Below are 22,016 nucleotides of genomic sequence, written 5' to 3'. Positions count from 1 at the left end.
ATCAGAATTAAACCCAAAAGCGTTAGCTTATGCATTCAACCAAAAAAGGTAGGCGCCGGCGTGTATCCAATAGTCCCGATACGCGTTGGTTGTTACTCTCAACTAAACCGCTGAAAGCGATGAAACTACTATTCTTTTGTTTACTTGCCCTTTGCTTGCAGGTAAGCGCCAGAACGTACTCACAGAAGATCACCTATACGGCGAAACAGTCGTCCCTGATCAAAGTGCTGTCGGATGTTTCCAGGCAAACAGAGTATGTATTTCTGTACGACTATCAACTGTTGCAACATGAAACCTCCCCTGTTACCATTAACGCGAAAGATGCCTCGCTGAACAATTTTCTGGAAGAATGCCTGAAAAATCAGCCACTGGAATTTTCGATAGATGGCAGAATGGTGACCATCACCCGTGCTAAAACAACGCCCGGAGCGATGGTGCCTGCCCCGCCCATTCATGGTATTGTACGCGATGCCAAAGGTCAACCTATTCCCGGCGCTTCTGTAAAAGTAAAAGGCAATACCCAGGGCGCCATCACCAATGCCGCCGGTGCTTTTGACCTGGATGTACCAGAAGGCGCCACCATCGTCATCTCCGCCATCGGTTATAAAACCCAGGAAGTAAAAGCCCAGAACAACCTGATCATCTCCCTGAGCGACGATGTAAAGGAACTGGGAAGCGTGGTAGTTACTGGTTTCCAGACCATTGACCGTAATAAATTTTCCGGCGCCGCCGTTACCCTGAAAGGTGATAACGTAAAAATAGACGGTGTGGTAGACGTTAGCCGTATGCTCGAAGGTCGCGCTGCCGGCGTAAGCATACAAAACGTTTCTGGTACCTTCGGATCTGCTCCTAAAGTACGTATCCGTTCCGCCACCTCTATCTCCGGTGAAAATAAACCGCTGTGGGTAATTGATGGAGTGGTACTGGAAGACATCGTCAACGTATCCAATGAACAGCTGACCACCGGTAACGCCTCCACCCTGCTGGGATCTTCCGTAGCTGGTATCAATGCCAACGATATTGAAACCTTCGACATCCTGAAAGATGCCGCCGCTACCGCCCTTTACGGTGCCAGAGCCATGAACGGCGTGATCGTGATCACTACCAAAAAAGGTAAAATCGGTAACCCCGTAGTATCCTATACCGGTAACTTCGGCGTACAGCTGAAACCCTCCTACAAAAACTACGATATCATGAACTCCGCAGATCAGATGTCCGTATATGCAGAATTAGAACGTAAGAAACTGCTGATGCCGGAACAACTGATCAACGCGCCCACTTCCGGTATCTACGGCAAACTGGGACGCCTGCTGCAATATCCGGACAATGACAATAGCTTTGAAGTTATAAATGCCAGACAAAACAGACAACAATGGCTGCTAAGATATGCCAATGCCAATACCGACTGGTTTGACCTGCTTTTCCGTAATTCACTGACCCAGGAACACTCCCTCAGTATTTCTACAGGTACTGATAAATCACAGCTCTATCTCTCTACCAGCTTCTTCAATGACCAGGGCTGGACAATTGCAGATAACGTAAAAAGATATACGGTAAACCTCCGTGCAAACTATACCCCCAACCGCAAACTGACCTACGGATTCCTGGTAAATGGTAACGTACGTCAACAAAAAGCGCCAGGTACAGAAGATCGCGTTACCGATGCGGTACAAGGTACCTATTCCAGAGATTTCGATATCAACCCTTTCTCCTATGCACTCAGCACCAGCCGGGCACTCACTGCCTATGATGAAAAAGGTAACCTGGAATATTTTACCCGCAACTTTGCACCGTTTAATATCCTCGATGAAACCAAAAATAACTTCACCGATCTTAACCTGATGGACTTCCGTTTACAGGGCAACCTCGGATATAAATTCAACTCACACCTGAACTACGAGTTTACCGGAGCAATCCGCTATGCTAAAACAACTGTGGAACACAAAGTGAATGAAAACGCCAATGAAGCTAATGCCTACAGAGCAGCAGGTACCAGCATCATCAGACAAAACAATAAATTCCTCTACCAAAATCCGGACTTCCCCAACGATTTACCGGTAGTAGTACTTCCTTATGGTGGTTTCTATAAAAGAAAAGATATAGAACTGAAAAACTATACTTTCCGCAACCAGCTGAACTTTAACAAGTCGTTCAACAACGAGCGCCATCAGCTCAATGCGCTGGTAGGACAGGAAGTAAAATATGCCGATCGCGTTAACTCCGGCAGCACCGGCATAGGCTATCAGTATAATACCGGTGGAACTCCTTTCATCAACTACCTGTTCATCAAAAAGATGACAGAGAAAAATGAAACCTACTATGGTATGAGCAATGAATACGACCGTTTCATCGCCTTCTACGCCAACGCCAGTTATACTTATCTGAACAGATATACCCTTACAGGAACTGTCAGAGATGAAGGCTCCAACAGACTGGGAAATTCTCCCCGTGCCCGCTGGCTGCCTACGTGGACCGTATCTGGTGTGTGGAATGCAGACCAGGAAAAATTCATGGAAAACAGCAACGTGTTTAGTCACCTGCTCGTGAAAGCCAGCTACGGTTTGAACGCCAGCACCGGTAGCGCTACCAACTCTACTGCCATTCTCCGCTCCTTCATTACTAACCGCCCTTACATTGTAGATCAGCAAACCGCTATCCAGCTGGCAGCATTGGAAAATGCAGACCTGACCTGGGAGAAAAAATATGAGCTGGACCTGGGTACTGATGTAGGGTTCTTTAAAGAAAGACTGGGACTTACTTTTGACTACTATCGCAGAAACAGCTTTGATCTCATCGGATTGATCCGCACTTCCGGCGTAAGCGGACAGGTAAATCAGTTCGCCAACTATGCCAATCTGAAAGCGAATGGAGTGGACCTGGCTATCAACGGAAAAATTATTGCGAATAAAAACTTTGGCTTCACCAGCTCCCTGACTTTCAGCTATGCCAAAACCCTGATCACCAATGCTAAAAACAATCCGGTGATCATGGACCTGATTGGTGAAGGTGGCGGTGCACTGGAAGGATATCCGGTAAGAGGTTTATTCTCTCTGCAAAATGCGGGTCTGGACCCTTATGATGGAAAGGCGTTGTTTGTGAATGATACCGGTACCGTATCTCCAGGCGTGTATCTGCAAAGTCATAATGTAAAGTACCTGAAATATGAAGGTCCGGCTGATCCTACCATTACAGGTGGCTGGAACAACGTTTTCCGGTATAAAAACTTCTCCGCCAGTGTATTGGTGACTTATCAGGCAGGTAACAAAATCAGATTAACGCCTGTATATGGCACAGATTACTCCGATTTCAATGCGTTACCTAACGAATTCAAAGGACGCTTTACCTTACCCGGAGATGATAAAAAAACAAATATCCCGTCAGTAGCAGACATCTACACACAAACAGATCTGCAGAACAACACCGCCTTCCCATACAACAACTATAATTTCTCACACGACCGGGTAGCTGATGGTGGTTTTATCAGACTTAAATCAGTAACGCTCAGCTACCAGCTGCCGATGTCTATACTAAACCGGATAGGATTTAAAGGTGGCTCACTCACTGCAACAGGAAACAACTTATGGCTTATATACGCCGATCCCCGCTTACATGGACAAGATCCGGAGTTTTACAATACCGGTGGTGTAGCCCTCCCGGTAAATAAGCAAATCACTTTTTCGCTGAGAGTTAGCCTTTAATTCAAAAAGTATTTATTATGAAAAAACTACTCATTTATATAGGTTTGATCACTGGAACACTGGCCTTACCAGGATGTAAAAAATACCTGGAAACCCTGCCCGATAACAGAACCGTGATCACCACTCCGGAGCAGGTGTCGCAGTTGCTTGCCACAGCCTATCCACATGGTACTTACATGTTGTTTTGCGAAGCATTGAGCGACAATGTGGAAGACAAAGGAAATAGCGGAATAGGTATCGATCCGCAAACATTCCTGATCAACTCACAGGTATTCAAGTATGATGATCCGCAAGCAATCACCACAGATTCTCCGGTTGCTTACTGGGACTCCTGTTATGCAGCTATTGCCGCGGCCAACCAGGCACTCATCTACTGCACAGGCCCGGATTCTGCCAACTTCTCCGCACAGAAAGGAGAAGCATTGGTTTGCAGGGCGTATGCGCACTTCATGCTGGTGACCCTGTTTTCCAAAGCCTATAATCCTGCTACTGCGGCCAGCGATCCTGGCATTCCTTATATGACTACTGTCAGCAAAAATGTTTTCACGAAATATAGCAGAGGCACAGTAGCCGATGTCTACAAACAAATAGAAAGCGATCTCACCACCGGCATTCCTCTCATCCAGGAAAAATTGTATGGTGACGCCCCTAAATTCCATTTCACCGGGCAGGCAGCACATGCCTTTGCATCCAGATTCTATTTATTCAAGAGAGACTATCAGCAAGTAGTAACACATGCCAATGCAGTTTTTGGCAGTGCCAATCCAGCCGCGCTGATACGGAACCAGGTGGCTGTTTACAAGCTATCGTATAACGATATGGTAACGCAATATACCAGCTCTTCTAACCCTGCCAATATCCTCCTGCAGGAGATGCCCGGTAGTAAATACATGAATAACTATTATTCTTACCGGTACGGTATTGGTTCTGCGCTCAACCAGACGATTTTTAACGCACCTAACGTTACTGATGGTTCGTATGCCATGAGTATATACGGTGCCAGCCCGCAGTATTTTAACTTTCCGAAATTCACGGATAACTTAAAAATACAACCACTGTTGGGAATGGAAGAAGTACTGATGAACAGAGCAGAAGCCAATATACGCCTGAAGAATTATGCAGCGGCTATTGCAGATCTCAACATCTGGATCAGCAAAAACGTTTCCGGCTATGACCCCAGCACAAACAACGTAGATGCGAATAAAATGATGGCCTTCTATGGACTATCACAAGACGCTGCCATGATCCAGACTGCGCTGGACTTTAAGAGAGCCACCTACTTCCAGGAAGGGTTAAGATGGCTGGACATTAAACGACTGGATATCCCTGTCGTACATACTGGCGCCAATAACTTCAGCACCACCCTGGTACCAGGCGATAAAAGAAGATTGCTGCAGTTGCCGCTGGAAGCTGTTAACGATGGTATGGCACTGAATCCAAGATAAATGACCTTTTAAAATGAACATCATGAAACGGAATATATTCCCCACAATTATACTGCTCCTGCTACTCGCTACCGGATGGAGCGCCTGTAAAAAGGAGAAGGTACACCTGGACACGATCCCGGTTGGACTCGGTGGCGACTCTTCCACCCAAACGCCTACGGATGTATTTATTTATGATAGCCTGACGGTTCCCTACAACATTGCCGTATACTACAAATGGCAACCAGGGGAACTGGACTTCCCTTATGCTATTGTACCGCCTAAGGAGGCACAGGTGATGCCTGCGCTAAAAGCCCTGATGGCTATTACATTTGCGCCGTTCAACGCCCAAACCGGAAGCACCGTTTTCTTAAGAAAATATCTGCCTAAAGTACTTAAAATGGCAGGTAGCGCGGAATACCAGAGTAATGGCAGCATTATTCTCGGACAAGCAGAAGGAGGTACCGCCATGCTGTTATATGAAATCAACAGCTTTTCGCGACAAATGAAAGATTCTGGCATATTGAAAGAGATAGGACATACCATGCACCATGAATTTGGGCATATCCTCAATCAAAATATTCCATATCCTATTTCCTTCAAACAAATTACTCCGGGCTACACCGGCAACTGGTACAATATCTCCGATCAGGCTGCCCGTAAACAAGGTTTCATTTCCGCTTATGCGGAATCAGATCCGGGAGAAGATTTTGTGGAAATGGTAGCTACCATGCTGATAGGCGGCAGAAATGGTTTATCAGGTTATGATGACTACGAAAAAATTATGGCAGAACAAACCGGTGGTCCGAATTCAGCATCCTATCAGTTGCTCAGGGCCAAAGAAGCGGCAGTAGTTGATTACTATGCCAGGTCCTGGAACATCGACTTCTACGCACTGCAAGCCAGATGCCGTCGTGCATTAACCGGGTATTTCCAATAATTGTATCATCTGAATTGTTATTTATGAAAAAACTACTGATATATCTTCTTGGCGCTACCGCTCTGCTCTCCGGCTGCGACAGGAAATCGGACCTGAATATAGATGGTAAATCTACTGATCAGCGCCTCTCTGAGGCACTGGCCAATTACCAGAAAAAACTCACGGACGCACCCTACGGATGGATACTCACCGAGTATACCAATGGTACCGCACTGAATGGTGGCGTTACCCAATCGGGGCCCAAAGCGATCTTCTCCTACTATATGACGTTTGATAAGAGCAACCGGGTATCCATGATTTCAGATTTCAGTGCGGCGATGTCTTCTACCTTCAGTACCTCATCGTACTTTATCAAAGCAACCCAGCGTCCTACGCTGATCTTCGATACCTACAGCTATATCCATGTTCCCTGTGATCCGGATGTATCCAAATCGCAGAGTCCTTTTGGCAGCGGCTTCGGATGGGGTACCGACTTTGAGTTTTCTTTTGCTGATAACGTAGCGGCCACTGAACTGGGAGATACTATTCACCTCACCGGTAACCTGAACAAAACCCGGGTTACACTGGTAAAAGCCTCCCAGGCTGATCAACAGGTGTATTCCACCAAAGGATTTGCTTCTTATGCCGCCTTTAATCAACTGCTCACTTACTTCAAACGGGTAAAGGGTGGTGCAGAGGATATTGAACTGACTCCAGGTATGGGCGGACGAACACTGAATATCAAATCAAAGAGCCATCCTCAACTGGTAAACGTAGGAATACAATATACCGCTGATAACATGGTGCTGGAAACTCCCGTTGTGCTGGGCGGACAAACCATTAAGAGCTTCAACAACCTCGTTTGGAATGCTGGTACCCAAAACATCAGCGTAAGTATTAATGGCACCCAACCAGCTGTGATTGATACTGCGCTTGATCCTATTGCACCGGAAGCAGATATTGCGTCCAATTTCTATACTGAAGGATCTACCAATCCCTGGGTAGCCGTAGCAGGCTTTCACATAAAAGGTGTTGATGATGCTTATGATATTCTTCACCTGACCTATCCCGGCGCCAATTACTACCGTTTTGTGTATATTCCTGGTGGTGTGAATGGCGGAAGCCTCGACTTACTATCTCCATTCTTCATTGGTGGTAGCAACTCCTATCCTTATCTGCGGAAAGGATTGGCCAATACCTATCTGGGGGATAACGGACAACTGATCTTTGTGATGGTAGACTTTGGCGGTATAACCCCTCCAGCCCGTCTGACGGCTACCAATGTCATCTTTGCTAATGGAAAAGTGGAGCCACCGTTCGCTGCTGATTCCCCAGGATTCTATATTGTACGCAAAGAAGATGGTACTTCCTTCGACATGGTAACCGCTGGTGATGGCCTGGGCTGGATGACATGGACTCACTAGTAATTTCAAACTAAAAAATGCTGTAAATGAAAAAGATATTCCTCCTACTCATCATCACCGGTTGCGCTTTTGCGGTACAGGCACAACAAAACGTTCCCAAGCCGAGCGACGTTGTGCTGGCAGATCTGAAAAATACACTGGCAAACCTGGACTATACAGACTTGTTTATGCCGAAGATCCCGGTATCTGATGCACAGAAACCAGCTGCCAATAAAATCTTTGCGGATTACATGGCTGCCAGGAAAGCACTGTGGATGTCAACCAGAAAAAATCCTACTGTGTATACACAACAGCAACCTGCTTTATTCAGCACGTTTAAAACAAATTTAAGCGGGGTACTAACCACGGAACAAATGAACGCGTTCCTGGCGACCAAACCAGCCCGCGGAGATAAAAAGAATTATCTCACAGGACTGTTTTACTAAGCTGAAAGCGTAAAGCATAAAGCATAAAGCTATTATAGCGATTGACCATTGCGGATATTATACGCTTTGATCAATCGCTATAATAGCTTTATGCTTTCTGCTTTATGCCTTCAGCTCCTCCAACACCAGCTTCTCCAATATCTTCACCGCAGCTGTCAGCTCTTTATTATTCAGTGATGCAAAACCCAATCGCAGTCCGTTTTGTGAAGCCGCACCATAATGATACTGCTCCCCCGAAGCAATCCGTAATCCATTGGCCCGTGCTTTTTCAGCTAGTTTCACCAGGGATATTTTGGGAGAGAAGCGCACCCAAACAGCCATACCTCCTGCCGGAATCGTAAACTGCACGGCATCTCCCAGGCGCGTTTGCAACAGGTGACAAAGCAGATCACGCCGTTCTCTGTATATCTTATTGGATTTCTTTAAATGCCGGTCTATCGTTCCATCTGCCAGCAGATTGGCCAATGCCTGCTCTGAAAGATTATCCCCCCGCAGATCCATCAAGCCCCTGAGCGCAGCTGCACCCGTAATGAAACTCGCCGGCGCAATCATGAAACCGATACGGATAGATAAGCCCAGCGACTTGGTAAATGAACCAATATAAATAACATTGCCGCCATGATCGGCGCTGGCCAAAGGTAAAATGGGCGCCGAACTATAGTGGAAATCGTAATCATAATCATCTTCAATAACTGGCAGGTTATACTTCCTGATAATCTCCAGCAGCTTCATTCTGCGGGCAGCACTAAGGGTCACCGTAGTAGGATGATGATGATGTGTGATCAGGTACAACATCTTTATCTTCTTGCTACTGCACAATTTTTCCACGGCATCTACATCTATTCCTTCTTCATCTACCGGCACATATAACAAGCGGGCGCCCAACTGTTCAAAACAGAGATCTGCAAAAAAATAATTCGGACTACCTACAATCACATAATCATCTTTTTTGAGGATCATCGCTGCCGCCAGGTAAATGGCCATCTGTGCGCCACGGGTAATCATGATATGATCGGTAGAAATACTCAGTCCCCGCGTATTGGTTAAATAATTCACCATGGCTTCCCGCAAGGCTTCACTGCCCGAGGGCTTGCCGTACATCAACAGCTTATGATACCGGGGATTTTCTATCACAGACCTACACTCCCGTACCCACTCACTTAGCGGCGCCAGACGCGCATCCGGGAATCCATCATTGAGCACCAGCATGGCCCCTGCTACCGGCGGCGGCGTGGGTACAATCACGGTAGGAACGCGATGAAAAGCAAAAGCCGCTTCCGCACCATAAGGCGTGACTGTTTTGCGGTAAGTCCTCGCCCGTATTATGGGTAAATCAGGCGCCACCATCACCCCTTTGCGGGGCACCGCTTCCAGCCAGTCCTGGCTAATCAATTCATCATAAGCCGCCATCACCGTTTTACGGTGCAGCTCCAGCTGTTGCGCCAATACCCGGCTGCCCGGCAGGAAAGAACCCGGCTTCAGCAGCCCTTCCTGTATCAGCCCTATCAGGCGATTGGAGATTTGCTGATATACCGGCAATTTCAGCGATTTATCTGTTTCTATCAAGGTTTTAAATGGAAGCATCTGGACTACTCACCAATTGTAAAGTGGACTACTAAGATACTCCAGCAACTTTTAATTTTGTTGTATAATTTTTACCATAAAACAACAACGATATGACCGAGCGCTTTTTAATGAAAGAAACAGATCCGGCTGCCTTCAAAGTAATGCTGGCACTGGAAGACTACCTGGAAACCACCAGCATTTCCCCACTTCACCACGAAATGATCCGGATAAGAGCTTCCCAGATAAATGGCTGCGGATATTGTATCAATGTACATACTCAGGATGCCCGCAAACTGGGAGAAACAGAACAACGGATCTACCTGCTCTCCGTTTGGCGGGAAGCCCCACAATTCACTGAAGAAGAAAGAGTAATCCTTGCACTCACAGAGGAAGTAACCCTCATCCATCAGCAGGGATTAACCGCTGCCACCTACGAAAAAGCAGTACAACACTTCGGCGTGAAAGGCACAGCAGAACTGATTATGGCCGTTAACACCATCAATGCCTGGAATCGTATCGGTATTTCCTCACACCGGATACCCGGAAAATAATAATCTATGCCTACTATTCAAAAAGCCTTTACAGACGCCGATTTCATGGCTTGTGCAGACGTTATTTTATACCTGCGCCCACACTTAAAAAAAGAAGCACTGCTGGCACAGATTAAAGAAATGCAGCAGGAAGACTACCAGATCATTTTCATTGCAGCCGACGATGATCCTGGCAAAGCTGCGGCTTTCGCAGGCTTCCGGCACATGAATAAGTTAGTGAGTGGGAAAGTGATTTATATCGATGACCTGGCCTGTTTGCCAGCCTATCAGAGCCGCGGCTACGCAGGAATGTTATTGGATCATGTGAAGACGCAGGCAAAAGCAGAAGGACTAAGCAGAGTACAACTCGACTCCGGCCACGACAGACACCCTGCACACCGGGTATATCTGCGGAAAGGATATTATATCTCGGCGCACCATTTTACGCAACCGCTGTAGGAGCTGAAAGCAAAAAGCAGAAAGCAAAAAGCTATTGTAGCGGATGAATTAAGCGAGTATTTAAGCTTTCGCTTTGATCATCCGCTACAATAGCTTTTTGCTTTCTGCTTTTTGCTTTCTGCCTTTAGCTCTTCTTCGCCAGCACCTTCAGCGTCACTGTCAGTTTATCATCAATCGCATTATCGGGGCCTACGCCGAAGTCTTTCCGGCTAATAGTAAACGTGCCATTCAGCTGACAATCATTGGCGCCTGCTACGGCTGTAAAAGGAAACGCGATGGTTTTGGTAACGCCTTTAATCGTAAGGGCGCCGGTGAGCTGGTAAGTATTGGGTTTATCAGTAGCCGTTACACTGGTAGACAACAAGCGCATCACCGGATACTTAGCCGTATTGAAATACTTCTCATCCATTAAGTCCCGGTCCCGTTTGCCAATACCAGTACTGATGGTATTCACGGCTACGGTAGCATCTATTGCGGCCGACTTCAAATCGTGCGGATCAAAGCGGACATGACCTTTCAGGCCTTTGAAATATCCATTGACGGTACTGCTGAAAATAAGGTGATTGACAATCGTAAATTTCACAGTAGCACCATCATCTGAGAGGGTGTATTGCTGTGCCTGGACCATGCTGGTGCCAAACACCAGCATACTGCATAACAATAAGCGAAGAAACAATACAGGAGCTTTCATGACACAAAGGTGTTTGTTTACCTTCATCCGGCCAAATCGCGTACCATGTTTCCAGCCAGATGGCATAAAAAAACAGCGGGCTACCCTTGCAAAGTCACCCGCCGTATAGCTATCATTATGAAAAAAAGACTACTTTTTACCCGTTTCCTCCTTAAAGGCACTCACATATTCGTGCATAATTTCGGTGAGACTTTCCCCAATAAGGGTGTAGGCATCGGTAGGAAGATTGGCCAGAGATACCCGCACCGACCATTCCGGGCCCGCAAATCCTCCGCCATTAAGCAATACGATGGCCGTTTTTTCTGCCAGCCGGAAAAGAATATCGGTAGGCTCCATTTTCTTTTGCATCCATTTACAGAAATCGGCGCTATAAATTTTGGTGGCCCAGGACGCAATATCTATTTCAGAATAATAACCGGTATTCAGGGGATCATCCACCTGGTCCAGTTCTATTTTATCCCATAGTAATTTCAAACGCTTATGCACCAGCTGCTGGGCAATTTGCTTATAGTTATTTTCTTTATCCAGCAGGGCGAAGAGGGCAAACAACGTCATTTGTGTTTGCTGTGGTAATGAAAGTCCTGCAGTATGATTCAAGGCTACCTGGCGGCTGTCGGCCACCATGCGATCGATGAATTTCATCTTCTCCGGCTGCAACGTAGTGGTGCTATAACGCTTGGCCAGTTCTTTCTTGGCAGTAGCCGGCAATTCAGCAATCTGTTTGTCGTAAATGTTATGTTCGTGTATAGCGATCACGCCTAAACGCCAACCGGTACAACCGAAGTATTTAGAAAAAGAATATACACAGATGGTGTTGTAAGGAATTTTCGACAACAACGAATGAAAGCCGTTGACAAAAGTTCCGTACACATCATCCGTTACAATCATCAGGTGTGGATTATGCTTTTTCACAATGGTGGCCAGCTTGTCCATCACTGTTGGCGCAATAGCGCGGGAGGGCGGATTGCTGGGATTCACCGTAAACAATACCCTGATATCCGGGTCTTTCAGCTTCTCTAATTCTTCATCCGGATACTGCCAGGAATGCCGGCCTTCTTTCGTTTGTCCGACAGCGTTAATATAAACCACCTCAAATTTATAGCGTTCCAGTTGCGGAATTTCCAGATAAGGCGTAAACGTAGGCACCATCAATGCTATACGGGAGCCATGTTTCAATAGTTTGTTCTGCATCAGCGAATCGAAAATGTAGCACATCGCTGCAGTACCACCTTCCACGGCAAACAAATCGAATTTACCTTTGGTGACCTCTCCGGCACACATCTCCTGTACAATATAATCATGTACAATAGGCTCGTAATGCGCTAACATACGGCCTGGTACCGGATATTCATTGCCGATAATACCTTCTGCCAGCTCAAATACAAAATTATCTTCCTCAAATTTATGTTGCTGGATGCCGTATAAATAAGCCTGCTGAAGCAGGTGAGCGCCGGGCTTGTCTTTATGCAATGCCAGGAATGCTTTAAACCGATCGGCAATACCACTTTTTTCCGGTACACCCGCAAAGCCGTGATTATCGGCTATATTACGCCGGCATTCCCCTACGCCAAATTGCCCGAGCAAAAAATAAGCGTCTCTCGGCTCAGTAGCTATCCAGTTAGGGTTACCACGACCAGCATTCAGCATGATCTCCGTACTTTTCTCTGCTTTACTTTTCGCCAGTGAAATGAGGGTATCCTTGAGTTCAAACGGGCTTAGCTTCTGCAACGCACGTTGTTCTGCTACTGTGGTTTTAATATAAGATAGTCCCATAACTGTTTATTAATCCATCAATATTTAAAGAAATAACTCTGTAAAATATCCTTGTTGCCCGTTTGGGTAAGCCCCAACATCAGGAGTATCCTTGCTTTCTGAGGATTGAGGTCATCGCTCACAATAGTGCCGAGCTTTTTATCATCTACTTCATCGTATTGTGTAACCCTGCCAGAGCCAACGTGACTATCCCTTACCACTACCACCCCTTTTTTCACAGCTGCATCAATGGCATCATAAAAGGCCTTGTTGAAGTTACCATTACCCACACCGGCAATGATGATGCCTTTATAACCTTCTTTTACAAACGTGTTGATAGGACCAGGTTCTGCATCTGCATACATATAGGCGATACCTACTTTAGGCAATGCTTTATCTCCGGTAATATTGAAAGGGGTTTCTTTATTTGCTTTACGAAGAGGGCTCATGTAATAAACGACTTTACCATCGTATACCTGGCCTATTGGACCGGTGTTCGGAGCGCGGAAGGCATCTACTTTGGTAGTGCTGCCTTTGGATACATCACGGCCATCAAAGATGCTTTCATTAAATACGACCATTACGCCACGATCGCTGGATTTAGGATCAGCAGCCACGGTAATGGCATCGAATAAATTTTTGGGTCCATCGGCGCTGATAGCGGTAGATGGGCGCATAGAACCAGTGATCACCACCGGCTTATCTGTGCGTACTGTCAGGTTCAGGAAATAGGCGGTTTCTTCCTGTGTATCGGTACCGTGTGTAATCACCACGCCTTCGGCTTCATTATGGGCAAAAATTTCATTGATGCGTTTGTTGAGTTTCATCCAGATGTCAATGGTCATATCCTGGCTACCTACGTTCGCTACCTGTTCTCCGGTAATATCAGCGATGTTTTCAACACCCGGAACCGCCTTCAGTAAAGACGCAATAGGCACCTTTCCGGCGGTATACGCTGCGCGGTCGGCAGATGCGCCCTCTCCGGCAATAGTACCACCTGTGGCCAGAATGATGATGCGGGGCTTCTGGGCAAACGCTGTTACACAAACAAATAATACAATAATTAAAGTATACAAGGATCTCATATGTAATGCTTTTAATACCTTTAGATTGTTTGGTAGGAATTGTCAGGATATTAGAACACCGGAAGCCGCCACATTGTTCGAAGACGGTTTTTGTCTTCCTTTTTTGATCTGGAAAGATGGAAAAAAATTTGGGGAGACATAAGCGGCTGTCCGCTTACATCTCCCCAAACTTTTCCCAAAAAACAAAAATTAATTGCTCTCTGCTACTTTCTTCAGACCATCCAGTATCTGCTTCCAGTTTTCTTTAGAATGATCGCAGGCTGCCTGGTCGGTGAAGTTGGATTGGATCACTGTAAAATGAGTATTCCCCTGTTCATCTTTCTCGAGGCGATAAATGACGGTGGAATAATTTTCAGGGATGTCTTCCTTGCCGGTGCTCAGGTAGCTATAAGATAACAGCTGCTCTTTTTCTACATCCAGCACTTCTCCTTTTTCTTCATATCGTTGTCCTTCCCATTCACCGGACCAGATTACCGGGCTTCCCTTTTTCCAGTCGCTATATACGTCTGTTCCAAAAAAGTATGCTTTGATCTGTGTTTTATCGGTGATGGCAGTCCACACTTTGGATGTGGGAGCTTGAATGTTAACAGATGCCGTCATTGTCAGATGCTTGTCCATAATAAAGTATTTAAAAGGTTACTACAATATTAGGCGGTTACAGCAAGCATGAATTGCATTTTACGGATTTATTCTAACCGAATTAGGGGTAACGCCGAATTTCTTTTTAAAGGCATTGTTAAAATGTTGTGGGGTAGCGTAGCCTAATTCATACGCTATTTCTGCAGATGTTTTTTCGGTATCCAACAGGTATTGATTGGCCAGTTCCAAACGTTGACCGGTGAGGTATTCAAATACGGTGCTGTTGAATGTTTCTTTAAAACCCCGTTTGAGTTTATATTCGTTCATCCCTATCAGTTGTGCTATTTCAGAGAGTCCAGGCGGGTTATTTAAACGTTCATGGATCAAATCCCTGACGGCAATAATTTTTTCTTTGTCGGCTTTACTTTTCAGGAAGATGTCTTTCTTTGCAGCAGCATAATTATATGCTTCTGCCGATAGCACCAGCAATTCGATACTTTTTGACAGCAGGAATAATTTCTTCAATTGTCCGGTAAAACGGCATTGCATGATTTGTCCAATCACGGCCTGTGTAGCGGGATCGATAGGTCCCCAGTTTTCAGAGAGCAATGCGTGCCGGCCCGCCAGGATATGTTCACAAAATCGTTGCAGCCCATCATTCCCCGTTTGTGTAAACTCAATGAACAGGCTTTTGGGAAACTGTATCCCAAAGGTTTCTATTTCCGGCGTTTTAGGTTGTACTTCAATTTCAAAGCCATCGGAGTACATGATGTTATGATGCCCTCCTACCAGGTCAAAAGAGCGGTTTAGTTGTTTATAGGAAAAAGCATAATCGCCTTTGATGCCGAAATGTAGCCGTACCACATCATTATCCACGCTGGTATGCAACGGATCGGGCTTGTAATAATCCGAGATGGTATGGGTAAGGCGGATATCATCGCTATACCAGTCTGTAACAGTGGTGACGCTGTTAGGGGTCGTTATTTCATATTGCTTATCATAATTCTTCATACACTATAAAATTACGAATAATAGCTACCTTTAAAAAACAATCGGGAGTGCTCATATCTTTGAAAAATACAAGTAATACTGACGTTACTACAATTTTTCGCCTGCTCCGTGGTTTACCTTTGCTCCATCCAATTAACAAAACACAATAAAAGCAGATTATCATATGGAATACAGAACATTAGGAACTACAGATGTAAAGCTGTCGGCCATTGGTTTGGGCTGTATGGGCATGAGTCATGCCTACGGTGTACCCGATGACGTAGAATCCATTGCTACCCTTGAAAAAGCGCTTGAAATAGGTATTAACTTCTGGGATACTGCCGATGTATATGCGGCCGGCAAAAATGAAGAGTTGATTTCGAAGGTGCTGAAACCCAACCGTAACAAAATTTTCATTGCCACCAAGTTTGGATTCTCTATGAATACGGAAGTCCGTAGCGGTAACTTCGACGGCTCTCCCGCCTATATGAGAAAGGCCGTGGAAGCCAGTCTGAGACGCCTCCAAACAGATGTGATCGATTTATATTATGCACACCGTATTGACCCGAATGTACCGGTAGAAGAAATGGTAGGCGCTATGGCCGACCTGGTAAAAGAAGGTAAAGTACGCTACCTGGGCCTGTCTGAAGCCTCGGCCAATACCCTGCGTAAAGCATACGCCGTACATCCTATCAGCGCATTACAGAGTGAATACTCCCTGCTGACCAGAGAGGTGGAAAAAGAAATACTGCCCGTGTGCAAAGAACTGGGCATCACCTTTGTGCCATTCAGCCCGCTGGCCCGTGGCCTCGTGACCAACGATCTCAACGTAGCTGAATTGGCAGATAACGACTTCCGGAAACAACTGCCCCGCTATCAGGCCGAATACGCCGAAAACAACCGCCTGCTCACCACCGGATTTGCGGAACTGGCGGCCAGTAAAAACTGTACCACCGCCCAACTGGCACTGGCCTGGGTACTGGCGCAGGGAGAAGATATTATCCCCATCCCCGGCACCAAAAGAAGAAAATACCTGCTGGACAATGCCGGCGCCATCAACGTACACCTAACAGCTACTGATCTCCAAAATCTGGAAGATCTATTGAAGAAATATCCTAACACCGGCGCCCGGTATACGGAGGGCATGAATAAGCTGGTGGATAAGAGCTGAGCAGCTAGTCATTAGCAAAAATGCAGCGGAGATAATCTCCGCTGCATTTTTGTTAATGACTAAAAGCTAACTGCTAAAAGCTATTTAAAAAACGGATACAACGCCGTCTCCACATGCGCTTCCTTCATATACCCCGCCATCTTCGCCGCAATATCCGGATGTGCTGCTGCCACATTCTTTGTTTCTGCCGGATCAGTGGTGAGGTCATATAGTTCTACTGCGCCATCCCGGTGCTGCTGTGCCTGCTGCCGTACGGCTTTCCATTTGCCCTGACGCACGGCCTGGCGACCGCCATCTTCATGAAACTCCCAGTATAAATAAGGATGCTGCTGTTGCCCTTTGGTGCCTGTTAACGTAGGCAACAGGGATACGCCATCCGTATAAGGCGCTGCCGGCGCTTTGGTGAGGGCGGCCAATGTAGGCATGATATCCCAGAAAGCGCCCTGGAAAGTATTGGTGCTACCAGCTTTTATGCGGCCAGGCCACCGCGCAATGAAAGGCTCACGGATACCGCCTTCGTACAAATCTCTTTTTACGCCGCGTAAACCGCCGGCGCTGTTAAAGAAAGCCGGGTCTGCACCGCCTTCTGTATGCGGACCGTTATCGCTGGTGAATATCACGAGGGTGTTTTTATCCAATCCCAGCGCTTTCAGGTGAGCCATCACTTCTCCTACGTAGTTGTCGAGGCGCGTCATCATGGTAGCAAAGGTGGCGTGTGGATAAGCCTGGGACGCATATCCTGGCACGGTGGCCTTTGGGCCATAGTCGTTGCCTTTATAGGGTTTCTCCGCAAATTTGCCTTTGAAGTGCCGGAATAAACTATCATCTGGCACCTGCAGCTCCGCATGCGGCAACGTATAAGTCAGGTATAAAAAGAAAGGTTTGCTTTTGTTCTCTTCGAGGAAACGCAGCGCCTGCTCCTGGATCATGTCAGGGGCGTAAGTACTCATTTGCTCCAGCTGTCCGTTTTCCGGCAGCACTACTTTGGTATCATTGTCCCAGAGGTGGGTGGGGAAATAACGATGCGACTGCCGCTGGCAATTGTATCCATAAAAGCGGTCCGTTCCATGACGTAGCGGATCACCGGAAGAGCCTACTGGCCCCAGTCCCCATTTGCCGAAGATGCCGGAAGTATATCCTGCCTTTTTCAGTACTTCCATCACCGTTATAACGGTATCGGCTATAGGTTGCTGGCCCTCCGGTTGTATTTCCTTATTGCCACGGATAAAAGTATGCCCGGTATGTAAACCGGTAATCAGCGAAGCCCTGGAGGGAGCGCAAACAGATGTGCCGGCATAAAACTGCGTAAACCGCATGCCCTGTTTGGCCAGCTGGTCAATATGTGGGGTGCTGAACTTCTGTTGGCCGTAGGCGCTCAGGTCTCCGTAGCCTAAATCATCTGCCAGAATAAAAACGATGTTGGGAGTAGTGGTTGACTTTTGCTGCGCTTTCACGGGCGCCTGCAACAACAGGCAACCTGCCACGGCGGGTAGCAGCGTGGTAAAAATGTTCCTCTTCATAGTGCTTCATTGTTCTTAGTGAGCCAAAATACAAAGTATTCCGGAAGTATTATCAACAAATGGATACCCCTCCAAATTATTCAGTATGCCCTGCTGGTAGAAAAACCAGCCGCTTTCGTATAAAAACGCAGCCATGAAACGGAGATGCCGATACTTTTGAGTAGTAACCTGCCAAATACTACATGCTTAAAAAAGTAATACTGTTCCTGTTCATCATCTTCCCCACCCCATTGCTTGCCTACAAGTACGGGGAACACAAAGCTATTGGCGACAAAGCCTTTATTCAATTCCTGCAACGAATAGGTAACCAACCACTCCTGGCGTCCTTCCTGCAATATGCCGGCATTGTTCCGGATAGTATACAACACCGTTACTATTTTCCTTCGTTGACGGAAGGTGACAAATACCTGGTGTCTTACGGTGTGTTAAATGGGCTGAGCGGTGACCACGAAAGCAATCCATTACTGCTGGAAGAACAGCTGCGTTACCGCTATTCAGTACTGCAGCGCATCCTGGCGTTGCATGAGCAGTATATGGCGGCGGGCTATCCTGCTGCACCTGATGGCAAACTCACCAAAATAGATTTCAGTTATGCGCTGCAGGCAGCCATTAATATTTCGCATTTCTATGAGTATAAAAAATCATTCTTTCAACAGCTCCGTCGCTTTGATAAGGCCCAGGTGAAGCAATGCGAAAATCCCGCATTGGTAGATGATATATTCAGGCAACTGAGCAATACCAATGCGCTCAATATGTATGTGACCCTGCATACCCTGGCCATCGACCTGGCGGAACAAAGCGCCAGACTGGCTAAAATCAATGATCCTGGCGCCGGCAAATTATTATACTATGCCTTCCTCTTCAATGGTTTTGCAGATCATTTCCTGGAAGATGCCTTTGCTGCCGGACACCTGGTCGTTAACAGAACCATCCTGGCCTCTGTTACCAACAACAAAGCATTACATGATTTCTATTGCAAAAATGGCGCTACGGTAGTCAACCAGAAAGGGGAAATATGGCGCGCCTATGGCGATGGGGAATACGACCACACCCATAGCAGCTGGAAGCAATCCCCATCTCTCCAAAATATTAGCTATCCCATTGAAACGCCCGAATCTGCCAGGGTGATCAACGCCGTAACGTTATCCCTGCAGGATCTATGGAACGCGTATCAACAGGCGTATACGGACGACCGTTACACCCCTTTTCTACAACGCATTCCGGACGATAAAGCCAGCCAGGCCCCCTTCCTCATTCATCACATTCCCAGCCTGGCTTTGGTACCGATTCCTTACAACTCCGATCTGGCAGCAGTGATGGATAGTCAAACCGTGATTACCCCCGCCATGCAACAGGCCAATCGCCCGCTGTATTATCGCAACTTTGTACGCAGCAGAGTAGCCAACTCCCTCGTAGTGGGGATTAACAGTAACTTCACGAGCAATGAATATTTCCGGGGAATAGACTTCCGGTTTAACGTGGGCAACTTCGCCAACAACTATTCGTTGAACAGTAAAGGAGGTAAAAGAGGAACGTTCGACTACTGGCTTGGCTATACGGCGAGTTATAGTCTTGTGCGATCGGCCGCGGCGCAGTACAAAGACAACACCTGGGATGTGCAACAGGCGCGGGTGGGCGTGCGGAGTAATTTCGACTTATGGATTACCGACCGGAAATTTATTGGCATTTATAATTACACAGAAGCAGGCCTGGAGTTTTCCCATCATAATACGGCGTTCATTTTTGTGCCTACAATAGGTTTACAACTGGCATCGCTGATTAACCTGAATTATTATAACATGCCGGTGTGGTTACGTATTCCGGCGCAATATTTCTTACCGCTGAAGATCAGCTATGGTGCCATATTATCACCGAATCGGGCTACCCGTTATTTCTCAGGACTCGAAATGGATATCTTCTTTTAGTTTACTTGCTGAGTAATTTCTTCTTCACAAATTCATCAAAAAAATAAGTCCGGTAATTATTACCGATCGCTATTTCATGATGCTGGATGTAGATGGTATTATTATCGAAGGTGTGGATATGTTGCGCGTTTACAATATAGGATTTGCTGACTCTCACAAACAGTTGTGGCGGCAGCTGATCATAAATGGTTTTGATGTTCATGGCGGTGATAATTTTCCGCTCGGGTACATGCAGGATGACATAATCTTTCAGTCCTTCAATGAACAGGATGTCTTTGAAATACACCTGAAAAAATTTCCGGTCGGCCTTCACATATACAGCGTCATTAGCTACAGACGCGCTACCTGTGGTTTGGTGCGATTCATCGAGCATGCCGCGGTATAGCAGCGCCTTGTTCACCGCCTTCACGAAGCGTTCCTGGTAGAGGGGTTTTACGAGGTAGTCGACGGCATCTACTTCATAGCTGTTCAGGGCATATTCGGAGTAAGCCGTGGTAAATACGACCAGTGTTTCCGGGGAGATGGCTTTGGCAAAATCCAGTCCATTCATGCCGGGCATTTGAATATCCAGGAATACAAGATCCACTTTATTCAGTGCCAGGAAGTCGGCCGCAGAGCGGGCATTGTTAAAGCAACCTTTCAGGTGCAGTCGCTGATCCGCTGCTATCAAGCTTTCCAGCCCTTCTCTGGCCAATGGCTCATCATCAACAATGATGCAATTCATACCGGTATGGTTAAAGTGATATGATATTCTGTGGCATCGGTTACCATCACCAGCCGGTGGGTATCCGGATATTGCAGGTCCAGCCGGCGTTTCACGTTGGTGAGCCCCAGGCGTCCATATTCTTCTGCTGGCGGCATCACCGCCGGCTTTGAATTAATACACTCAAAGATAAGCTTATCCTGTTGCCGGTTAAACTTCAAATGAACGTACGATTTCCCCATGGGATCTACGCTATGTTTCACGGCATTTTCCACAAAGGGAATGAACAGGAAAGGTGGTATCAATACCTGGTCGCCGCCAGTATGATCAGTGATGGTAAACTCAAAAAAATCGCGGCGGATCTTTTCAAGATCCAGGAAATCGTGTAAAAAACGAATGTCGGCGCTTAACAATACCTGTGCGCGATTGCTGTCGTATAGCTGGTAACGCAGGAGGGCCGACAGGCGGAGTAATATCTGCGAAGCTTTCACCGGGTCCCGCTGCGTGAGCACATGCGCATTGTTGAGCATATTGAACAGAAAATGTGGATTGATCTGGCTTTTCAGCTCCTGTAATTCCGTGTTCAGCCGTATATTTTCCAGCTGATGAATACGCTGGCTGTCGATGATCCATCGTTGAAACAGCTTGATAGCCGTGGTGGCGGCAATGAAGATGCCGAAGAGGATGCTGAAAGAAAGAATATCCATGGGGGTGGACTTATCTTCTTTGGGAGCGCGGGAGAACTGCTCGAAATAAGGGCGTAGCACAAACGCGATGAGGCAATAAAAAGAAACAATAATCAATATGACGGCTCCGAAGTATTGCAGGTATTTCCGGGTAAACAGCAACCGGGGCACCAGCACATACAGGTTGATATAAGGAGGCAGCATCAACAGCGTAAACACCGTGAGCTTTAGGTACAGCTCCATTCCCTGCTTCAGGTCGGAGTTCCCTGTGGTGATGATCACTAATAACGAACAAATGAAGGTTAAATGGCGGTAAACCTTCATTTGCGGAGTTAGCAAAAATTTCAGAAATGGATTCTTATAAGTATCGTTCAGCATATTGGGTGGTTCCACTATTACTGTATAGCTATTCATCTTAAAATTACGGAACGGGGGGCAAACGGGTAGGTCTTTTTCTATCAAGCGGGCA

18 protein-coding genes are annotated in these 22,016 nt (G+C 46.6%); 9 read left to right on the top strand and 9 right to left on the bottom strand.

What is annotated here, in order from left to right; genetic code table 11:
- Positions 1-119: 119 nt before the first annotated feature.
- Genes AC1DFM_RS27530 through AC1DFM_RS27510 form a run of 5 tightly spaced genes read left to right on the top strand, consistent with a single transcriptional unit; the run spans position 120 to position 7,890 of the window.
- On the top strand, positions 120-3,698 hold the full coding sequence (locus AC1DFM_RS27530; RefSeq protein ID WP_477079987.1) for a SusC/RagA family TonB-linked outer membrane protein: 3,579 nt from the start codon (positions 120-122) through the stop codon (positions 3,696-3,698).
- Positions 3,699-3,715: 17 nt separating this feature from the next.
- The gene (locus AC1DFM_RS27525; protein WP_477079986.1) at positions 3,716-5,143 is read left to right on the top strand and encodes a RagB/SusD family nutrient uptake outer membrane protein; all 1,428 of its coding nucleotides are present in this window, start codon (positions 3,716-3,718) and stop codon (positions 5,141-5,143) included.
- Positions 5,144-5,165: 22 nt separating this feature from the next.
- Positions 5,166-6,062: a substrate import-associated zinc metallohydrolase lipoprotein gene (locus tag AC1DFM_RS27520; protein ID WP_477079985.1), complete on the top strand. Its 897-nt coding sequence runs from the start codon at positions 5,166-5,168 to the stop codon at positions 6,060-6,062.
- Positions 6,063-6,085: 23 nt separating this feature from the next.
- Positions 6,086-7,465: a DUF4302 domain-containing protein gene (locus AC1DFM_RS27515; protein WP_477079984.1), complete on the top strand. Its 1,380-nt coding sequence runs from the start codon at positions 6,086-6,088 to the stop codon at positions 7,463-7,465.
- Between the two features lie 26 nt (positions 7,466-7,491).
- Positions 7,492-7,890 carry a hypothetical protein gene (locus tag AC1DFM_RS27510; RefSeq protein ID WP_477079983.1) on the top strand — a complete coding sequence of 133 codons (399 nt, stop codon included), beginning with the start codon at positions 7,492-7,494 and terminating at the stop codon, positions 7,888-7,890.
- Between the two features lie 102 nt (positions 7,891-7,992).
- Here the strand turns inward: AC1DFM_RS27510 and pdxR are convergent, their stop codons facing one another.
- Positions 7,993-9,474, bottom strand: a complete 1,482-nt coding sequence (pdxR, locus tag AC1DFM_RS27505; protein WP_477079982.1) for a MocR-like pyridoxine biosynthesis transcription factor PdxR — start codon at positions 9,472-9,474, stop codon at positions 7,993-7,995.
- 92 nt (positions 9,475-9,566) lie between these two features.
- Between pdxR and AC1DFM_RS27500 the strand changes: the two genes are divergently transcribed.
- Together AC1DFM_RS27500 and AC1DFM_RS27495 are read left to right on the top strand one after the other, a co-directional pair.
- Complete coding sequence (locus AC1DFM_RS27500) at positions 9,567-10,007, top strand: carboxymuconolactone decarboxylase family protein (RefSeq protein ID WP_477079981.1); 441 nt, start codon at positions 9,567-9,569, stop codon at positions 10,005-10,007.
- 6 nt (positions 10,008-10,013) lie between these two features.
- The gene (locus AC1DFM_RS27495; protein ID WP_477079980.1) at positions 10,014-10,445 is read left to right on the top strand and encodes a GNAT family N-acetyltransferase; all 432 of its coding nucleotides are present in this window, start codon (positions 10,014-10,016) and stop codon (positions 10,443-10,445) included.
- Positions 10,446-10,569: 124 nt separating this feature from the next.
- Here AC1DFM_RS27495 and AC1DFM_RS27490 read toward each other — a convergent pair whose 3' ends face one another.
- The 5 genes from AC1DFM_RS27490 to AC1DFM_RS27470 form a co-directional block, all read right to left on the bottom strand.
- Positions 10,570-11,136: a YceI family protein gene (locus AC1DFM_RS27490; RefSeq protein ID WP_477079979.1), complete on the bottom strand. Its 567-nt coding sequence runs from the start codon at positions 11,134-11,136 to the stop codon at positions 10,570-10,572.
- Positions 11,137-11,265: 129 nt separating this feature from the next.
- Entirely contained in the window at positions 11,266-12,909 is a 1,644-nt protein-coding gene (locus tag AC1DFM_RS27485) for a bifunctional aspartate transaminase/aspartate 4-decarboxylase (RefSeq protein ID WP_477079978.1), read from the bottom strand.
- Between the two features lie 17 nt (positions 12,910-12,926).
- Positions 12,927-13,973, bottom strand: coding sequence for a type II asparaginase (locus AC1DFM_RS27480; protein ID WP_477079977.1), 1,047 nt, complete (start codon positions 13,971-13,973; stop codon positions 12,927-12,929).
- Positions 13,974-14,162: 189 nt separating this feature from the next.
- The gene (locus AC1DFM_RS27475) at positions 14,163-14,591 is read right to left on the bottom strand and encodes an SRPBCC family protein (protein WP_477079976.1); all 429 of its coding nucleotides are present in this window, start codon (positions 14,589-14,591) and stop codon (positions 14,163-14,165) included.
- Positions 14,592-14,651: 60 nt separating this feature from the next.
- Positions 14,652-15,563, bottom strand: coding sequence for a helix-turn-helix domain-containing protein (locus tag AC1DFM_RS27470; RefSeq protein WP_477079975.1), 912 nt, complete (start codon positions 15,561-15,563; stop codon positions 14,652-14,654).
- Positions 15,564-15,726: 163 nt separating this feature from the next.
- Here AC1DFM_RS27470 and AC1DFM_RS27465 point away from each other — a divergent pair, with 163 nt between their 5' ends.
- On the top strand, positions 15,727-16,713 hold the full coding sequence (locus AC1DFM_RS27465; RefSeq protein WP_477079974.1) for an aldo/keto reductase: 987 nt from the start codon (positions 15,727-15,729) through the stop codon (positions 16,711-16,713).
- A gap of 80 nt (positions 16,714-16,793) precedes the next feature.
- On the opposite strand, the gene AC1DFM_RS27460 is transcribed toward AC1DFM_RS27465, so the two are convergent.
- A complete protein-coding gene (locus AC1DFM_RS27460; protein ID WP_477079973.1) occupies positions 16,794-18,233 on the bottom strand; it encodes an arylsulfatase in 1,440 nt (479 codons plus the stop codon).
- A gap of 182 nt (positions 18,234-18,415) precedes the next feature.
- Here AC1DFM_RS27460 and AC1DFM_RS27455 point away from each other — a divergent pair, with 182 nt between their 5' ends.
- Entirely contained in the window at positions 18,416-20,158 is a 1,743-nt protein-coding gene (locus AC1DFM_RS27455; RefSeq protein WP_477079972.1) for a hypothetical protein, read from the top strand.
- A 1-nt stretch (position 20,159) separates the two neighbouring features.
- Here AC1DFM_RS27455 and AC1DFM_RS27450 read toward each other — a convergent pair whose 3' ends face one another.
- Positions 20,160-20,882, bottom strand: coding sequence for a LytR/AlgR family response regulator transcription factor (locus tag AC1DFM_RS27450; RefSeq protein WP_477079971.1), 723 nt, complete (start codon positions 20,880-20,882; stop codon positions 20,160-20,162).
- On the bottom strand, positions 20,879-21,961 hold the full coding sequence (locus AC1DFM_RS27445) for a sensor histidine kinase (RefSeq protein WP_477079970.1): 1,083 nt from the start codon (positions 21,959-21,961) through the stop codon (positions 20,879-20,881). Before AC1DFM_RS27445 ends, AC1DFM_RS27450 begins: the two co-directional genes overlap by 4 nt.
- Between the last annotated feature and the right edge of the window lie 55 nt (positions 21,962-22,016).

The organism is Chitinophaga sp. 05T412 (assembly GCF_056396465.1).
Note: the sequence above shows the minus strand (reverse complement) of the source record. Positions and strands in the feature narration are given on the sequence as shown.